We start from the raw sequence: 16,973 nt of genomic DNA, 5'->3' as shown, positions 1-16,973 counted from the left end.
TAAAATGTTACAAATTAAAATTAACTCCCAGAACAATATTTCTTCCGATATTCGGGATTCCGTCAGTTTTTAATCTTGAAAGGTGGGCAATGTATTTTTTATCAAATAAATTGTTTCCGTTCAGGTTCACATCAAAAGCATGTTTACCCAGTTTTACTGTCCCTCCAAAGCCAAGATTTACTAAAGTATATCCGTTTGAAGCCGTTTCAAAACCACTTACATTATTTTGATTGAAAGTAGATGAAACATTTAAAGATGCATATCCTTCCTCAAACCAATTTTTGATTTTAAATTCGGTTCTTAATGTATTATTCCAGTTGTTTGCCGGAATTAAAGGCAAATAATCCCCGTTTTGTTTTTTACCGGTTACCGTTTCAAAACTGGTTTCAAAATGCAACCAATCCAAGGGATGCGGATGAAAGTGTAAGCCAATTTCGCCTCCATATAATTTGGCATTATTCTGCACATATTCAAAAACATCATTATCATCACGAATTTCTCCAGTTGGTGATGTATAGATATAATTGTTGATGTGATTGTAAAATCCGTTTATAAAAAACTCAAAATGAGTGTTTTTATATTCCAGATTTAGATCCGTCTGAACGTTTTGTTCTGTTTTTAAATCAGCATTTCCAATCTCATATCGGTTGGTTCCTTCGTGAACCCCGTTTGAGGTTAGTTCTGCTAAATTTGGCGCTCTAAACCCGGAAGCTACATTTAATCGAAGTGTTAGTGGTTCTGCTAATTGCGTTTTATAACCTAAAGAAGCATTAAAACTATCAAACGATCGGTCTAAAGCCTGAAAGTAACCTTCTTCGCCTTCAATTCCGTGTGCTTCTGAGGTAATGTTTCTGTTGTCAAAACGTAATCCTGCTTGTACAACATTATTTTTCCATTCATAATTGGCTGTTCCAAATACACCAATATCATTTGTGGTGGCATCCGGAATCAAATATTCTTCTCCAAAATTAGCATTTGTCTGATGCATTCCCTGTACACCCAAAATAGTTTCAATTTTTCCTAATTTCGGGAAGTGATATTTGGCGTTGTAATTAAAAGTGTTCAGTTTCATATGAAGAGATGCGTCGTTACTGTCTTCAAACTCACTTCTGTCATTGGCGATATACCCTAAATCAACATCTAATTTTGAATTCTCAAAAAAGATAACATTGTTCAGGCTCAATAAATGATTGAAAATGCCCTGACGTGGAAACATGGTGTTTTTGCTGGAAGATTGCGCTGCAATTCCGTCATCCGGCATTCCGAGATCCAATTTGTTGTAGTTGTATCTCAAAACACTTGAAAAACTAGAATTGCTATATCCGATTCCGGTTTTAAAATCAGTTTCGTTATAACGGGTATTGGTCACACGGTCACCATCTGGAATTTTATAATCAGAATGAGTATTGAAACTTCCTCTAACCAAAAATTTCCAATTATCAGTAGATGTTTTTAATCCAATAGATGAATTGCTTCCTTGTGTATTCGTAAAGTATTTTTGACTGAAGTTAGCTTTAAAGGTATTTGCATCAGCAAATTTTTCAGGATTAAAATATAAAACCCCACCAAGGGCATCAGAACCATATAATAAAGAAGCCGGACCTTTTATTACCTCGACACTTTCGATTCCGGCATCATTTAAACCTAAACCATGTTCGTCTCCAAATTGTTGATTTTCGATACGAACCCCTTGAGAATATACTAAAACACGATTCCCGCTCAATCCGCGAATTACGGGTTTCCCGATAGAAGTTCCGGTAGAAATCTGAGAAACTCCCGGAATAGTGGCAAGACCTTCAATTAAGGTTGAAGTTCCTTTCTGTTGTAATGTTTTGATGCTTTCGTGTTCCACCTTCATTACGTTTTGCGATTGTAATTTGTTGAAAGGTGTTGAAACTACGACTTCATCCATTTCGAAAACAGATTCGGTAAGCGTTATGTCTATTGTGTTTTGTTTTAATAGCTTAGAGATGGTTTTACTTTGAGTAGTAAATCCAACAAAAGCAAAAGTAAGTCGGAAGCTTCCGTTTGGAAGATTTTTGAATTCATATTTCCCGTTTTCATCCGTTGTCGTTCCTTTATGCAATTCAGCGGCATAAACAGAAACGCCGGACAATGGTTTGTTTTCAAGATTAATTACGGTTCCTGAAACAGAATTTTGAGCTGAAAGAAAGCTCGTAAACCCTACAATTAGGGTTAGTATTAGTTTTTTCATTTGAAAATGATGCTATAGTTAATTGTTTTTTGGTTCTTTAAAATAAAAACTAAAAAGAATAGTAAAATTTGCCAGTCCTGAGAGTTTCAGGATGGGGAAATCGACTAATTTTTTTGAATTAGATTAAAGAAATTCTAAATGTATTTCGGTTATGCGAAATTTAAGTAACTATAGTTTTAGGAGGACCCCGTAGTAAATAAGCGCTTTCTGAAAAGGAAAATATTTTTTCTGAAAGTGTAAAGAAATAAGGAATTTCGTTGCTGAAAATATGAAATTGAAAAGCAAATTGTTCCGGTATAATATAACTTCCAAAAGCAAAATGACAAACAAAACATACATCATAGTCATGGTGCTGATGCGTTATTTCGCCGTTAGGATCATTATAATCATGATGACATTGTTTTTCTGAAAGTTGCTTTACAATATGCTCATAACTGTGTATCGACTGAAACAATATTGAGAACAATACTGTTAGAGCCAAAGAAACACTTAATATGAGTTGTTTTCTTTTCATTCCCGACAAAGGTATAAAAGATCAAACTAAAATGGATTCATTTTTTAGATTCTATTGCTTATTTGTTGAAAAAAGTGCAACAAATGATTTTATTCGTCATCAAAAAGAGAATAATTACGTTCTAATGGCATCCTGAACTAGCATTATATTATATTTGTAGGTAAAATAAATCTACCCTAAAAAACGTTTACTTGAAAAACTCTTTAAAACCAAAATACGATATGCGATTCATTTTTAGTTGTTTGTTTTTAGTATCGTTTTTCAATTCATTTGCGCAAGACGTTAAGCCGGAGATAAAACCTATTGTTAAAATCGATTCTTTGTATCGTGAGGATCAGTTTTATTTTTCGGTTACCTATAATCTTTTAGTTCAGGGCCCGTCAGGTCTAAAACAAAATAAATTCTCTACAGGGCTTTCAGGAGGTTTTTTGCGTGATATGCCAATTAATAAAACAAGGACTGTGGCTATTGCAGCCGGTTTAGGATTGAGTTATCAAAATTTTTATCAAAACCTGACGATTTCAGAAGATCAGAATGGCGAACATGTTTATAGTGTAAATAATAGTAGCGAATTTGCTTCAAACAGATACAAACAGTATTCAGTTGATGTTCCAATTGAGTTTAGATGGAGAAATTCTACTTACGAAAGTTATAAGTTTTGGAGGATTTACAGTGGTGTAAAACTAAGTTATATTTTCTCTGATAAATCAATTTTAAAAAAAGGAGATACAACCTATAAAATCTCCAACAATAAGGATATTAATCAATTTCAATACGGAGTTTATATTTCAGCAGGTTATAATACCTGGAACGTTTACTGTTATTATGGACTGAATGGTTTGTTTGATAAATCGGTTAAAACAGTTTCAGGTGATAGTATCGGAGTGAATGCGATGAATATTGGTTTGATTTTTTACATTTTATAACCAAAGATACAAAAACAGCAATTGCGGAAATATTCCGATAAATGTCCCAATTAACAATTCATTTGGCGAATGTGCTTCCATTTCCAGTCGTGATGAAGCTACAACGCCAGTCATTAGAATCAAAAAAGCGGCCCAATAAGGATTTTGCATTTGAAGATGCATATTTAATCCGATGGCAAAAATCGTAAATCCACTGATTGCCATCATGTGCAAACTTGCTTTTATTTTAAATAAAGAACAAACTAAAGCTAAAATCGTACTGAATAAAGCACCCAGAAAAAAGAAATGCAACTCTGGATAGCGAGTGATAACAATGCTTCTTTTGACTAATAAAATGTATAAAAAGCACTGTAAAATAAGCGGAATTTTACGCTGAGAAGTTTCATGAACCATTACTGATTTTACATGGCCCGTTGAACGGAGCAATAAGAAAAATAATACCGGAACTAAGATCGTAATGATCAGAATCTGAAATAAAACATAATATTTTTCCTGATTCGTAAAAGCTTCATTTTTGCAAAAAAGATAAAATAAAGTGGCATACATCGAGATAAAAATCGGATGTAATATATAGGAGAATAGAGGAAGGATTCTTTTCAAAACGGTGTATTTAGTGGCGTTTAACAAATATAAAGAAATAATGTTTTTTGCAATGAATTTCACAAATTTTTAAGGTTTTTAATTTGCCGTAATTTTTTGCCACAGATTAAAAAGATTTCTAATCAAGGTGTATTTTTTCTCTAAAAATTCTACGGATTTAATTAACGAAAATTAGTAAAATTCAGGGCAATTTTTTTCTAATCTGTGATAATCTTTTAATCTGTTGCAAAAAGAATAATTAGTGAAAATTTGTGAAATTGGTGGCAAACCTTTTTTTAAATTTGACAAAAAGAATTTTTAAATGAGCATAAACTTAAAAAGCCTAATCCCGGTTCTTAATGCCGAATGGACGGGCTCAGACACTGATATTTTTATTGATCATATCTTGATCGATAGCCGTTCTTTACAAAACGGACCTGAAACTTTGTTTATTGCCTTGTCAGGTGTTAATAATGATGCTCATTTGTATATTGCAGAGTTGATCGGGAAAGGTGTTCAAAATTTTGTAGTGCAGCATATTCCTGAAAATGCTGTAGGGAAGGCCAATTTTTTGGTAGTCAAAAATTCGCTCAATGCATTGCAGGAACTCGCAGCATATTATCGTAATCTATTCCATTTCCCTATTATCGGATTAACGGGAAGCAATGGCAAAACGATAGTAAAAGAATGGCTTAATTTCTTACTGAGTCCGGATTATAATATTATCCGTAGTCCAAAAAGTTATAACTCTCAGGTTGGAGTTCCATTATCTGTCATTGCCATAAATGAGAAACATAATCTGGGTATTTTTGAAGCCGGAATTTCAACAGTAAATGAAATGATTAAGCTCGAAAAAATCATTAAACCCAGCATTGGTGTTTTAACCAACATTGGTTCAGCGCATGATGAGGGTTTTAAAAATCTGGAAGAAAAAATTAATGAGAAGTTGTTATTGTTTAAAGAAGCAACTGTAATAATTTATCAAAAGAATCTGTTGGTAGATCAAAGCCTGAATTTGTTTTGTGCTGAATATCCATTACAAGAAAGAAAACTTTTTTCGTGGAGTTTTAGTGATACTTCTGCGGATGTTTTTATGCTGAAAAAAGAAAACAAGAGTGATTCAACAAGTATTAAATATCAATATAAAGAAGAAGTTTTTAATTTAGAAATTCCGTTTAGCGATTCAGCTTCTGTAGAAAATGTGATTTCTTGTTTGCTGGTTTTACTTTATTTTAAATACGATTCAGAAACCATTCAAAATAGGGTTCAAAATTTGTATCCGGTACAAATGCGTCTGGAAGTCAAAAACGGAATCAACAATTGCAGTATTATTGATGACAGTTACAGTTCTGATTTTGAATCGCTGAAAATTGCTTTGGATTTTTTAGAAAGCCAAAAGAAAAAGAATGCATCAAAAACAATTATTTTATCTGATATTGTTCAAAGCGGATATTCTAATGAAGATTTGTATTCTAAAGTTGCGCAATTAATTAAGGATAATAAAATAAACCGTATAATAGCAATTGGAGCTACGATTTCTTCTTTTGCAGATCAATTTTCTAATTGTATTACTTTTCAAAATACTCCTGAATTTATTGCTCAAATAGAAAGTTTAGATTTCGAAAATGAAACGATATTAATAAAAGGAGCAAGGTCATTTCAGTTCGAAGAAATTGTTTCTTTACTAGAGGAGAAAACGCATGAAACGATTCTTGAGATCAATCTGAATTCAATTAGTCATAATCTGAATTATTATAAATCAAAATTAGCGAATAACGTGAAATTGATGGTTATGGTAAAGGCATTTGGATATGGAAACGGAGGTCTGGAAATCGCCAAATTGCTCGAGCATCATAAAGTAGACTATTTGGGTGTGGCTTTCGCCGATGAAGGAATTTCCTTGAAAAATGGCGGAATAAAATTGCCCATTATGGTTTTGAATCCGGAATCGACCAGTTTTCCTTCGATCATTCAATACAACTTAGAACCTGAAATTTATAGTGTAAAAGGTTTGAAAGCTTTTCTGAAAATTGCACGAGAAAAGAATTTAAAAGACTTTCCGATCCATATTAAATTAGATACAGGAATGCATCGTCTGGGGTTTGAAGAAAATACACTCGATGAATTGATTCAAACCCTAAAAGGAAACTCTACAGTAAAAGTAAAAAGTGTTTTATCGCATTTGGCAACAAGTGATGAATTACAGCATTATGATTTTGTCATTTCGCAAATTAATTTATTCGAAAAACTTTCATCTCAATTAATTTCAGAATTAAATATTAACCCCATTCGACATATTCTCAATACATCCGGAATTAGCAATTTTCCGGATGCCCAATATAATATGGTGCGTTTAGGAATTGGTTTATATGGCGTTTCAAATGATCCGGCAGAACAAAAATACCTTGAAAATGTGGGGACTTTAAAATCAATCATTTCTCAGGTTCGTACCATTCCCGGGGGTGATAGTGTTGGTTATGGCCGTCGTTTTATGGCATGTAAAGAAACTAAAATTGCAACAATCCCAATTGGCTACGCTGACGGAATTTCACGATTATGGGGCAATGAGGTGGGTTATGTACTGATTAAAAATCAAAAAGCCCCAATTGTGGGTAATGTCTGTATGGATATGCTAATGGTTAATGTAAGTCATATTGATTGCAAAGAGGGCGATTCGGTAATTATTTTTGGAGAAAATCCAACTGTTATGGAGATGGCAGCAGCCTTAAAAACAATTCCGTATGAGATAATGACCAGCATTTCGCAACGGGTAAAAAGGGTGTTTTTTAGATAGAATGATGAAATTATGCAGAAAATTACGTATTTTCGATATCAATTAATTATAAACTAAAAATAAACAATCATGGGGATGTTTTCAGAATTTAAGGAATTTGCAATGAAAGGCAACGTAGTCGATTTGGCTGTCGGTGTAATCATTGGAGCTGCTTTTGGTAAAATTGTAAGCTCATTAATTGAAAATGTAATTACACCATTAATATTGAAACCGGCATTAGACGCTGCACATCTATCGACTATCGAAGAGCTGACGGCTTTTGGAGGTGTTAAATACGGTTTGTTTCTTTCGGCAGTAATTAACTTTCTAATTGTTGCTTTTGTTTTATTCTTAATTATTAAGGGAATAAATCATGCGAAAAAGAAAGAAGTTGCTCCACCACCACCAGCCGGACCAACTCAGGAAGAATTACTTATTCAGATTAGAGATCTGTTAAAAAACAAATAATATACCGCTACACTATGTCTAACTTAACCGTTCCTTAATTGGGACGGTTTTTTTGTTTTGTTTAATTTGTAACATTTTGTTATTTTTTGTGAAGCACCTTGTTTTGATTTTTATTATGTATACTTTTGTGCTGTAAAATTAGATTAATTCATACTAAAAATATAAAAATGAGAATAGCCGTTGTAGGTGCCACTGGTATGGTTGGCGAAATAATGCTTAAGGTTTTAGCAGAAAGAAATTTCCCTGTTACTGAGTTAATTCCTGTTGCTTCTGAAAAATCAGTAGGAAAAGAAATTGAATATAAAGGTCAAAAATATAAAGTTGTAGGATTGCAAACGGCTGTTGATTTAAAAGCAGATATTGCTCTATTTTCTGCAGGAGGAGATACTTCATTAGAATGGGCTCCAAAATTTGCTGCTGCCGGAACAACTGTTATTGATAATTCTTCGGCATGGAGAATGGATCCTACTAAAAAATTAATCGTTCCTGAAATCAATGCAGATACTTTAACAAAAGAAGATAAAATTATTGCAAACCCAAACTGTTCAACAATCCAGATGGTGTTGACTTTGGCACCATTGCACAGAAAATACAACATCAAGAGAATCATTGTTTCTACATACCAATCAATCACCGGAACGGGTGTAAAAGCGGTTAGACAGTTAGAAAATGAATACGCAGGAGTTCAGGGTGAAATGGCTTATAAATATCCTATTCACAGAAATGCGATTCCTCATTGCGATAGTTTCGAAGAAAACGGATACACCAAAGAAGAAATGAAATTAGTTCGTGAAACTCAAAAAATTCTTGGTGATAACACCATTAGAGTTACGGCTACTGCAGTTCGTGTGCCTGTTGTTGGCGGACATAGCGAAGCTGTAAATGTTGAGTTTACAAACGATTTTGATGTAAACGAAGTTCGTGAAATTTTACACCATACTGATGGAGTAGTGGTTCAGGATAATCTGGATACTTTTACCTACCCGATGCCATTATATGCAGAAGGTAAAAATGATGTTTTTGTTGGAAGAATCCGTCGTGATGAAAGCCAGGAAAATACTCTAAACATGTGGATTGTTGCTGATAACTTAAGAAAAGGAGCTGCGACAAATACGATTCAAATTGCTGAATATTTAATTGCAGCAGGTTTGGTATAAATCAGAGATTAAAGAAAATTGTTATAAAGGAAAAGCCGTAATTGCAGTAATGTGATTGCGGTTTTTTTGATTTGAGAAGTTTCAATGACCTTAATTAAAAATGGATACTTTCATTTTAATTATAAATTTGCTAAATGATAAAAACAGAGATTAGCCATTTTTGGTTTGGAGAATTTAAATCAGAAGAAGACTATTTTGATTTTTTAGGTGAAAATGAAACGTATTACGAAGACGATGATGTAGAAGAAAAATACATATCTGAGTTTGCAAAATCCCAGAAAGAGAATTTTCTGGATCATGATTTTCTGGAAAGCGGATTTGAAAATCAGGATGTTTCGTTTGAAGAAAAATTTGTAAATTATTCTTATTATGATCAATGGATTGTTGATGTGAAAAACAAATTGTATGACCTGAATCAAAATCTGGACAAGATTAATACAGTTGTATTTATTTCGAAAGATCAAATTGAAAAGCCTGTTTCTGTAACCAATTCAAAATTTGATTTGTTTTATATTGGGGAAATTGAATATGAAATTTGATATCAAGGCTTAAAAAGAATAACGGAAACCGTATCTTAGCGATTATAAAAAGAAATAAAATGAATTTCGAGAACTATAAAATAATCCCAAATTACAAAACCAATACAACAGATTTATTCCTTGCTGAAAATGAAGAAATCCTGGCCTGCGAAAAAACCTTAAATATTGTTTTTGATGAAGATTATAAAGAATATGTTTCAACTTACGGCAGTGGTATTCTTGGCGGAACATACGTGCGTATATTTCTTCCTGAAACTATAATATTAACGTTAGAAGATTGGAAAAACCGAATAACGGAATATTGGTTTTGGGATGAAGGAAAAGAGGTATTGACAAAAGAAGAAGCTTTAAATTCTGTTAGAATTGGAGATACTTTTGATGGTGATGAAATTATTCTTTACAAAGGAGAATATTTTATTTTGCCAAGACATAGCGAAACAATTTATAAAGCAGGAAATACGCTTGAGGAAACTATAACCTGGTTGTGCTCGTCAGGAATTTTAACCGAAGCATTTTCGGAAAGAGAATTTGAGCCTTTTGATCCCAGTCAGTGATTTAGAAAACAATTAAAAAAAAATCCAAATTCCAATAAGCAATTGCTATTATTGGAATTTGGAATTTTAAAATATTGTAATTTATTATTTAATATTCAGGTGCTAATTCTAATTCTAATCCTTCTAACTCAGTAGTGATAGGAATCTGACAGCCTAAACGACTATTTGATTTAACATAAAATGCTTCCGACAGCATGGCTTCTTCTTCATCTCCCATTTCTGGTAATGCAACATCATTAAGAACATAGCATTGGCAAGAAGCGCACATGGCCATTCCGCCACAGGTTCCTTCAACAGGTAATTCGTATGCTTTGCACAACTCCATTATGTTCATTGCCATATCAGTTGGAGCCTGTAACTCGTGTATAACTCCTTCTCGATCTTTAATCTTTATTAATACATCCATTTTAATTTTTGGAATTTTACTGGTGAGGACTTTATAACGTGAAAAAATCCTTACTTATGTTAACTATTTTTAATACTAAATGCGTATTCTTTTTTATTGCCTTCTTTAAGGTGCATTTTTAAGCCAAGAGTATTTCCATTCTTCTCTAATATGGTTACAAAAGCAATTACAGAATAATAATCTTTATCAGATTGAAAGATTAGAGTTCCTTCGTAAGTAGAGTTCATTACGCCTTGTTTGTCTGTTGTTACAGATACTTTTCTAGGATGGGTAAACTGGGCAGTACTATACGTTGCTTTATTAGCAAATTTAGCTTTTCCATCGCAGAAATCGTACAAGAAATCATAATTACCAATTCTTAAACTACCTTCTTCTTCATTTGAATTGGTTGAAAATACAATTTGACCTGCATATTGAAAAGTAGACCATTCTTCCGCTTCGTTTAACCAGGCTTTATCAACAACGAGAGTTTGAGTTGTTTGTTGGGCATAGTTTACAGAAACACAAAAAAACAGTAAAAATAGAGCGTAATAATTCTTCATAAACTTAAAGATTTAGTGGTTATGCAACAAATTTAAGTAAATATGTAACAATTTCTTAACTAAAACTCTTAAATCTTTACGTTGTTTTTTGCTAAATCCGCAATAAGCAACTTTATTTCTATTGTTTTATTAAACATTTAGAAATTAAACTACCAAAGAACTATTATTCTTGTTAATTGGCTAAATTTAATAAGTAGAAAAAATACCGTTTTTTTTGTTACATGATATTGACTACAGTTTCAATCTGTGGAGCATATTTTTTTATCGTAGTTTCAACTCCTGCTTTTAGGGTCATTTGATTTACACTGCAGCTAATGCATGCTCCTTCAAGACGAACTTTAACATGTTTGTCATCGTCTATAGAAATTAGCGTAATGTCTCCTCCGTCAGAATTTAAAAAAGGTCTGATTTCGTCTAGAGCCAATAATACGTTGTTTGTTAATTCTTCTGTTGTCATAATTTTATCAATTAGAAAATTAGTCAATTAGAAAATTAGAAAATTCACTTTGAAGTAAAATTATCTAATTTTCTAATTTTCCAATTATCTCATTAGTTTTATCTCAATTCTGTACTTATTTCTTTACTGCTGAACAACCTGCCATAGTTGTAATTTTAATGGCTTCTGTAGCAGGCAAAGTATCGTTTCTGTTTACTACTTCTTGTACAACATTTCTGGTAATTTCTTCAAAAACAGTTTCGATTACAGATGCTGTCTGCATTGCTGCCGGGCGACCATAGTCTCCGGCTTCACGAATAGATTGTACGATTGGCACTTCTCCTAAAAACGGAACATCTAAATCTGCAGCAAGGTTTTTTGCTCCTTCCTGACCAAAGATATAATATTTATTATCAGGTAATTCTTCCGGCGTAAAGTAGGCCATATTTTCGATAATTCCCAAAACAGGAACATTGATGTTGTCTTGCATAAACATAGCAACTCCTTTTTTAGCATCGGCAAGAGCCACAGCCTGAGGGGTACTTACTACAACAGCTCCGGTAATTGGTAATGATTGCATGATCGAAAGATGAATGTCTCCGGTTCCCGGAGGTAAATCAATTAACATAAAATCCAGTTCTCCCCAATCAGCATCAAAAATCATTTGGTTTAAAGCTTTTGCGGCCATTGGACCTCTCCAGATTACAGCCTGACTTGGAGCTGTAAAAAATCCGATAGAAAGTATTTTGATATCATAACTTTCAACAGGTTTCATTTTTGATTTTCCGTCAACAGTAATCGAAATTGGTTTTTCGTTTTCAACATCAAACATAATTGGCATCGAAGGACCATAAATATCAGCATCAAGAATTCCAACGTTAAAACCCATTTTAGCAAGTGTCACAGCAAGATTTGCAGTAACAGTTGATTTTCCAACTCCACCTTTGCCGGAAGCAACGGCGATAATATTTTTGATGCCAGGAATAGCCTTTCCTTTTATTTCGTTTGGATTTTCCTTGGCCTCAACTTTAATATTTACCTTGATTTTTGCTTCAGGAGATATCAATTCAAGAATTGTTTTTTTGATATCGTCTTCAGCTCTTTTTTTAATGTGCATTGCAGGTGTATGCAAAAGTAAATCTACCACAACTTCATCACCAAAAGTGATAACATTGGTAACAGCTCCACTTTCAACCATATTTTTTCCTTCTCCAGCTATAGTGATTGTCTCTAGAGCTTTAAGAATTTCTTTTCTATCTAATTTCATTTTAATCTACTGTTTTCTATTGAAAGAAATCATTTTGTGTATTGTGTTTATTTAAACTGATTTCAGACTACAAAGATAACAGATTATGTTCGGATTCAAACCCTTTTAAATTGTATTTGTTGATATTGAGATCACTCAAAATGATTTTGATTGTTTGTAATCTCTTTCTTATTGAATAAATACAGGCAATATTTTACCCTGCATTACGTTATCCGGATACTTTTGGACTTAAAACAGAGGAATTTTACGATAAATTTTCAGAACGGGATGCGTAAAATACCAATAATCTTCGCTATATTTGAGTACCCAAATTGATGATTTCTATTGTTTTGAAGAGTATATGAAAGCTTGTTTTGAGTAAATTATGGGTTTTCGGTATTTTTTGAATAAAATTTATTTTCTAAAATTTAAAACTAAAAAGTATGCGAAATTTTACTTCTTTACCTGTAATTATTGCCGTCAGTTTTTTAATGTTTTCTTTTAAATCATCTCCTAAAGAGATCAATCTGAAAGATAAAACGACGAAGTTGGAAAGTACTTTTATAACTGAAAAATATTTTTCTAAAGTTATTATTGATGTTGAATCTATTAATCAGTTTTATAAAAAATATCCCAAATTAAAAAAATACCAAAACGATGTCTTAGATCTTTATAAAAAGAAAGATTACAAGCCGATTTGGCATGATGATAAAAGTGTTAGCGAATTTGGATCCTTATTGTATCATAAAGTGCGTTTGCTAAGTGAACAGGGTGTTAAGGCTAATATGCCGTATATGGATTTAGTAGATGATGTTTTTAACGAAAATGTATCTGATAAACTCCCTCAGATTGACACGGAACTTTTATTATCTAATATGTATGTTTTTTATGCAAGCAATGTTTATTCAGGTGTTGATGCTGCAACCTTAAAGAAGATTGGTTGGTTTTTGCCTGCAAAAAACATTTCGTATGCTAAAATATTAGACTCTCTTATGGTGGATCCAGGTAGGTTGAATAAAGACGAAACACTTTTATTTGCGCAATATTATAAGCTTCAGGACGCCCTAAAAAAATACCGAACTATAGAAAAAAATAATCTGTGGAAAAAAATAGATATTGATAGTGCAACTTATAAAGACCTGAAACCTTTCGATAGTGGCGTTGCTGTAAAACAAATCAGAGAACGTTTGTTTGTTGTTGGAGATTTGGCACAAGATTCTAAAAGGGATGTGTACGACGAAGAAATGATGGCGGGAGTTTTAAAATATAAAAAAAGATACGGACTAAAATTAAATTATACACTTACCCGAGAACATATCGACCAGATGAATGAACCCATTGGCAATCGTATCAAAACGATAATGCTAAATATGGAGAGATGCAGATGGATACCAACAAAACTAGCACAGGCAAGTGAATATGTAATGGTTAATATACCTTCATTTGTATTGGTTTATGTAAAAAATGGTAAATATGAGTTAATCTCGGATGTTTTTGTAGGGACCAGAATGACAGAAACTGTTATTTTTAGTGGTAATATAGACAGAATCGTATTTAGTCCGTATTGGTACGTTCCGCAGAGCATCATCAAAAATGAATTAAAACTGAAAATGGCAGAAGATAAAAACTATCTGGCAGATCATAACATGGAGTGGAATGGTGGGAATGTTCGACAAAAGCCCGGGCCTAAGAATTCTCTGGGATTGGTTAAATTTATGTTTCCAAATCCAAATGATATTTATTTGCACGATACGCCGGCGAAAAGCTTGTTTGATTTTGAGAAACGTATCTTTAGTCACGGATGCATTAATGTAAAAGAAGCGAAACAATTGGCCCTGGACATTTTAGAAGATAATCCGGATTGGCCAGTAGATAAAATAAATCAGGCAATGAGCGGTGAAAAAGAAACCACTTGTATGTTGAAAAATAAAATTCCAATCTACATTGGCTATTTTACGGCCTGGGTGAATGATGCCGGAGAAATTGGTTTTTATCCGGATGTGTATGACAGAGATCAACGTTTAGATAAATTACTTTACTCCGATTCTGTTGTTATGCAATAAGAGAGAATATACATAATGTTGTTTGCAAAAAACAAAAAAGAAACCCGCCAGATTAATAGAATCTGGCGGGTTTCTTAAAAAAAAATGGTCTACAAGCTTATTCGTATTTTAAATATTTGAGAATGTCTATTTTAGTTACCTGATAGGCTTTTGCTAAAACGATTATTAAAGTCAGAGCCAATAAAGAAACTAATGCAATGCTAAACGGTACTACAGAGACATTGATTCTAAAGGCAAAATCTTCCAGCCATTTTTGCAATAAAATGTAAGCAGGTACAATGCCAATTACAAACCCAATCATGCAAAAAACAACATATTGTTTTGAAAGTTCTTTTAACAGAGTATCAGTTTCAGCACCTAATGTTTTTCTGATCGCGATTTCTTTCAATCGTCGTTCCATCGAAAAAGAAGCCAAAGCAAATAAGCCAAAAACGGCAATAATAATCACTACAAGATTCAGGATAAAAAATAAATCTTTCTGTTTTACCTGTTCCTGATAAGTTTTGGCAAATCCTTTGTTTACAAATTCATATTCAAAAGGATAATCCTGATTGATGTTTTTCTCCCAGTAGGTTTTTAATTTTGCTAAAGTTTCGGTTAAGTTGTTTGGAGAAATTTTTACATATATATTATCAAAATTATTCCATTTTAAAGTTTTAATACTGATAAAAACCATTGGTGGAACTTTATTTTGAAATCCTGTAATATGAAAGTCTTTAACAACTCCTACAACTTTAAATTTTAAGTTTCCTTTTTCATTTCCCCAGCCTGAACTTATTACGGTGTTTATAGGGTTTTTAAGTCCTAGTGTTTTGGCAAGAGTTTCATTTATCAGCCAATTGCTAATAGTGTCTGAAGCGTATTTTGGAGATAAATCGCGTCCTTTAACAATCTTAATTTTCATCATTTCGAGAAAACCAAAATCCATATCAACATTTCGGGGCTGCACAAAAACGCCATTGTATTTAAATCCGGAACTTGAATTGGTGCTGCTGCCAAAAGAACCTGCAAAGGTAGATACTTCCTGAACACCTGAAAGTTTGACGAGCTCTTGCTTTATAGTCAGATAATTTTCTATTTTTTTATTGCGATCCACAGATTTTAACGGAATTTTGATTACCTGATTACCATTAAAGCCAAGATCTTTATTCATCATATAACTTACTTGTGAATTTACAATCAAAGCGCCAATAATAAAAAAAGCAGCAATTCCAAATTGAAAAATCAACATCGAGTTTCGAATCCAGATGCCGCTTTTGCTTCTGGAGAAGTTTCCTTTTAAAACTTTTAAAGTTTCAAAATTTGAAATATAAATAGCAGGGAATATACCCGCAAGAACGATTACTAATCCAAAGATAAAAATAAGTTGCAGGTAAAATTCACTGCCATTCATTGTTAAAGATTTCTTGAGGAAGTTGTTGTAGTATGGTAAAGAAAGTTCTACTATTGCCAGGGCAAAAAGAATAGCTAAAATTACCATAATAGCTGTTTCAAATATAAATTGAGTGATGATTTGCATTTTGCTTGCACCTACAATTTTACGCACACCAACTTCTTTAGCGCGTTTAATAGCAGAAGCAGTTGCCAAATTAATATAATTTACAAGTGATAAGATCAAAATCAATATAGATAAGCCTACCATGATATAAAGTAGTTGTAAATTTCCTTTACCTTCAGGAAAATTAACCGTGGCAGCAGATCTTGTACCATGCAATCGCGCCTTGTCTAATTGGTCGAGGATAACCTTAACTTCTCCATTTTCTTTGATATATTGTTCAGGTGTCTGACCATTTGCTTTAGCATCTTTCAAGGTTCGATTAACAAAATTTACATTTTGCATCTTCTTTAAAAGTGCTTCTTTGTTAGTCCCTTTTTTGGTTTTAATCATTAAAGTATAATTAAAATTCCCCCAGCCGTTAAAGTCGCCATCCTCTAATAAGCCTCCAAAGACATAATTGGGTTCAACAGAGGAGGGGCTCATAATTTTATAAACTGATTTTATGACATAAGGCTTGTTGTCGTTGATAAGAATTTTGCCAATAGGATCTTCATTTTTAAAGATTTTTTTTGCTTCATCTTCGGAAATGGCAACACTGTTTTTTTCTTTAAGAATATCCTTTTTGGCTCCTTTAACAATTGGAAACGGAAAAGCGTCAAAAAAGTCATAATCAGCAACTATTATTTTTTTGCCTATCCATTTTTGATTTTGATATTTGATTGCTTCCTCATAATACCAGCCATCAAAAAAACAAATAGATTCGATTTCGGGAATTGTTGCTTTGCAGGTCACCCCAAATGGAATTGTACTTGATGCCCAGACGTCCCCAGTTGCCCCAATTTTATTCAGAACTTGATAAACGTTTTCTTTTTCAGGGTTCCATTGATCGTATGCGTTTTCATTGTTCCAATATAAAATGGAGAAAATGACTCCAGCTATCCCAATGCTTAATCCCAGAATATTCAAAAACGAAAACAATTTGTTTTGTTTTAAATGATAGATGAATATTTTAAACCAGTTAAAAACCATGCTTTTATTTTTTTATAATTGTTATAGT

15 protein-coding genes are annotated in these 16,973 nt (G+C 32.8%); 7 read left to right on the top strand and 8 right to left on the bottom strand.

The window, feature by feature from the left end; genetic code table 11:
- Positions 1-7: 7 nt before the first annotated feature.
- Both ACQY44_RS11290 and ACQY44_RS11285 read right to left on the bottom strand, forming a co-directional pair.
- Positions 8-2,215: a TonB-dependent receptor gene (locus ACQY44_RS11290; RefSeq protein ID WP_428230455.1), complete on the bottom strand. Its 2,208-nt coding sequence runs from the start codon at positions 2,213-2,215 to the stop codon at positions 8-10.
- A 160-nt stretch (positions 2,216-2,375) separates the two neighbouring features.
- Complete coding sequence (locus ACQY44_RS11285) at positions 2,376-2,729, bottom strand: hypothetical protein (protein WP_428230454.1); 354 nt, start codon at positions 2,727-2,729, stop codon at positions 2,376-2,378.
- Between the two features lie 191 nt (positions 2,730-2,920).
- Between ACQY44_RS11285 and ACQY44_RS11280 the strand changes: the two genes are divergently transcribed.
- The gene (locus tag ACQY44_RS11280) at positions 2,921-3,655 is read left to right on the top strand and encodes a porin family protein (RefSeq protein ID WP_428230453.1); all 735 of its coding nucleotides are present in this window, start codon (positions 2,921-2,923) and stop codon (positions 3,653-3,655) included.
- Here ACQY44_RS11280 and ACQY44_RS11275 read toward each other — a convergent pair.
- Positions 3,650-4,255, bottom strand: a complete 606-nt coding sequence (locus ACQY44_RS11275; protein ID WP_428230452.1) for a hypothetical protein — start codon at positions 4,253-4,255, stop codon at positions 3,650-3,652. The genes ACQY44_RS11280 and ACQY44_RS11275 overlap by 6 nt on opposite strands.
- Positions 4,256-4,556: 301 nt before the next feature.
- On the opposite strand from ACQY44_RS11275, the gene ACQY44_RS11270 reads away from it, so the two are divergent.
- From ACQY44_RS11270 to ACQY44_RS11250, 5 genes are all read left to right on the top strand, one after another.
- A complete protein-coding gene (locus ACQY44_RS11270; protein WP_428230451.1) occupies positions 4,557-7,028 on the top strand; it encodes a bifunctional UDP-N-acetylmuramoyl-tripeptide:D-alanyl-D-alanine ligase/alanine racemase in 2,472 nt (823 codons plus the stop codon).
- Between the two features lie 69 nt (positions 7,029-7,097).
- A complete protein-coding gene (gene mscL / locus ACQY44_RS11265; protein ID WP_428230450.1) occupies positions 7,098-7,475 on the top strand; it encodes a large conductance mechanosensitive channel protein MscL in 378 nt (125 codons plus the stop codon).
- A 167-nt stretch (positions 7,476-7,642) separates the two neighbouring features.
- Complete coding sequence (locus tag ACQY44_RS11260; RefSeq protein WP_428230449.1) at positions 7,643-8,632, top strand: aspartate-semialdehyde dehydrogenase; 990 nt, start codon at positions 7,643-7,645, stop codon at positions 8,630-8,632.
- Between the two features lie 134 nt (positions 8,633-8,766).
- Entirely contained in the window at positions 8,767-9,171 is a 405-nt protein-coding gene (locus ACQY44_RS11255; protein WP_428230448.1) for an immunity 22 family protein, read from the top strand.
- A gap of 59 nt (positions 9,172-9,230) precedes the next feature.
- Complete coding sequence (locus tag ACQY44_RS11250; protein WP_428230447.1) at positions 9,231-9,725, top strand: SMI1/KNR4 family protein; 495 nt, start codon at positions 9,231-9,233, stop codon at positions 9,723-9,725.
- Positions 9,726-9,813: 88 nt separating this feature from the next.
- Here ACQY44_RS11250 and ACQY44_RS11245 read toward each other — a convergent pair whose 3' ends face one another.
- The 4 genes from ACQY44_RS11245 to ACQY44_RS11230 all read right to left on the bottom strand — a co-directional run bounded on the left by ACQY44_RS11245 (position 9,814) and on the right by ACQY44_RS11230 (position 12,376).
- Positions 9,814-10,131: a 2Fe-2S iron-sulfur cluster-binding protein gene (locus ACQY44_RS11245; RefSeq protein WP_026982672.1), complete on the bottom strand. Its 318-nt coding sequence runs from the start codon at positions 10,129-10,131 to the stop codon at positions 9,814-9,816.
- Between the two features lie 59 nt (positions 10,132-10,190).
- Positions 10,191-10,673: a hypothetical protein gene (locus tag ACQY44_RS11240; protein ID WP_428230446.1), complete on the bottom strand. Its 483-nt coding sequence runs from the start codon at positions 10,671-10,673 to the stop codon at positions 10,191-10,193.
- Between the two features lie 217 nt (positions 10,674-10,890).
- Positions 10,891-11,130, bottom strand: a complete 240-nt coding sequence (locus tag ACQY44_RS11235) for a NifU family protein (protein WP_055097397.1) — start codon at positions 11,128-11,130, stop codon at positions 10,891-10,893.
- A 115-nt stretch (positions 11,131-11,245) separates the two neighbouring features.
- Positions 11,246-12,376, bottom strand: coding sequence for a P-loop NTPase (locus ACQY44_RS11230; RefSeq protein WP_428230445.1), 1,131 nt, complete (start codon positions 12,374-12,376; stop codon positions 11,246-11,248).
- A 422-nt stretch (positions 12,377-12,798) separates the two neighbouring features.
- Between ACQY44_RS11230 and ACQY44_RS11225 the strand changes: the two genes are divergently transcribed.
- Complete coding sequence (locus ACQY44_RS11225) at positions 12,799-14,418, top strand: L,D-transpeptidase family protein (RefSeq protein WP_428230444.1); 1,620 nt, start codon at positions 12,799-12,801, stop codon at positions 14,416-14,418.
- 97 nt (positions 14,419-14,515) lie between these two features.
- Here the strand turns inward: ACQY44_RS11225 and ACQY44_RS11220 are convergent, their stop codons facing one another.
- Complete coding sequence (locus tag ACQY44_RS11220; protein ID WP_428230443.1) at positions 14,516-16,945, bottom strand: ABC transporter permease; 2,430 nt, start codon at positions 16,943-16,945, stop codon at positions 14,516-14,518.
- Between the last annotated feature and the right edge of the window lie 28 nt (positions 16,946-16,973).

Source organism: Flavobacterium sp., from assembly GCF_965277525.1.
Classification (GTDB): Bacteria; Bacteroidota; Bacteroidia; order Flavobacteriales; family Flavobacteriaceae; genus Flavobacterium.
The sequence above is the reverse complement of the archived record's forward strand: the minus strand, read 5'-3'. Positions and strand labels throughout refer to the sequence as shown.

Bases quoted from the DNA above. Each gene is read 5' to 3' on its own strand.
- ACQY44_RS11290 (WP_428230455.1), bottom strand. From the start codon at position 2,215: ATGAAAAAACTAATACTAACCCTAATTGTAGGGTTTACGAGCTTTCTT.
- ACQY44_RS11285 (WP_428230454.1), bottom strand. From the start codon at position 2,729: ATGAAAAGAAAACAACTCATATTAAGTGTTTCTTTGGCTCTAACAGTA.
- ACQY44_RS11270 (WP_428230451.1), top strand. From the start codon at position 4,557: ATGAGCATAAACTTAAAAAGCCTAATCCCGGTTCTTAATGCCGAATGG.
- mscL (WP_428230450.1), top strand. From the start codon at position 7,098: ATGGGGATGTTTTCAGAATTTAAGGAATTTGCAATGAAAGGCAACGTA.
- ACQY44_RS11260 (WP_428230449.1), top strand. From the start codon at position 7,643: ATGAGAATAGCCGTTGTAGGTGCCACTGGTATGGTTGGCGAAATAATG.
- ACQY44_RS11255 (WP_428230448.1), top strand. From the start codon at position 8,767: ATGATAAAAACAGAGATTAGCCATTTTTGGTTTGGAGAATTTAAATCA.
- ACQY44_RS11250 (WP_428230447.1), top strand. From the start codon at position 9,231: ATGAATTTCGAGAACTATAAAATAATCCCAAATTACAAAACCAATACA.
- ACQY44_RS11245 (WP_026982672.1), bottom strand. From the start codon at position 10,131: ATGGATGTATTAATAAAGATTAAAGATCGAGAAGGAGTTATACACGAG.
- ACQY44_RS11240 (WP_428230446.1), bottom strand. From the start codon at position 10,673: ATGAAGAATTATTACGCTCTATTTTTACTGTTTTTTTGTGTTTCTGTA.
- ACQY44_RS11235 (WP_055097397.1), bottom strand. From the start codon at position 11,130: ATGACAACAGAAGAATTAACAAACAACGTATTATTGGCTCTAGACGAA.
- ACQY44_RS11230 (WP_428230445.1), bottom strand. From the start codon at position 12,376: ATGAAATTAGATAGAAAAGAAATTCTTAAAGCTCTAGAGACAATCACT.
- ACQY44_RS11225 (WP_428230444.1), top strand. From the start codon at position 12,799: ATGCGAAATTTTACTTCTTTACCTGTAATTATTGCCGTCAGTTTTTTA.
- ACQY44_RS11220 (WP_428230443.1), bottom strand. From the start codon at position 16,945: ATGGTTTTTAACTGGTTTAAAATATTCATCTATCATTTAAAACAAAAC.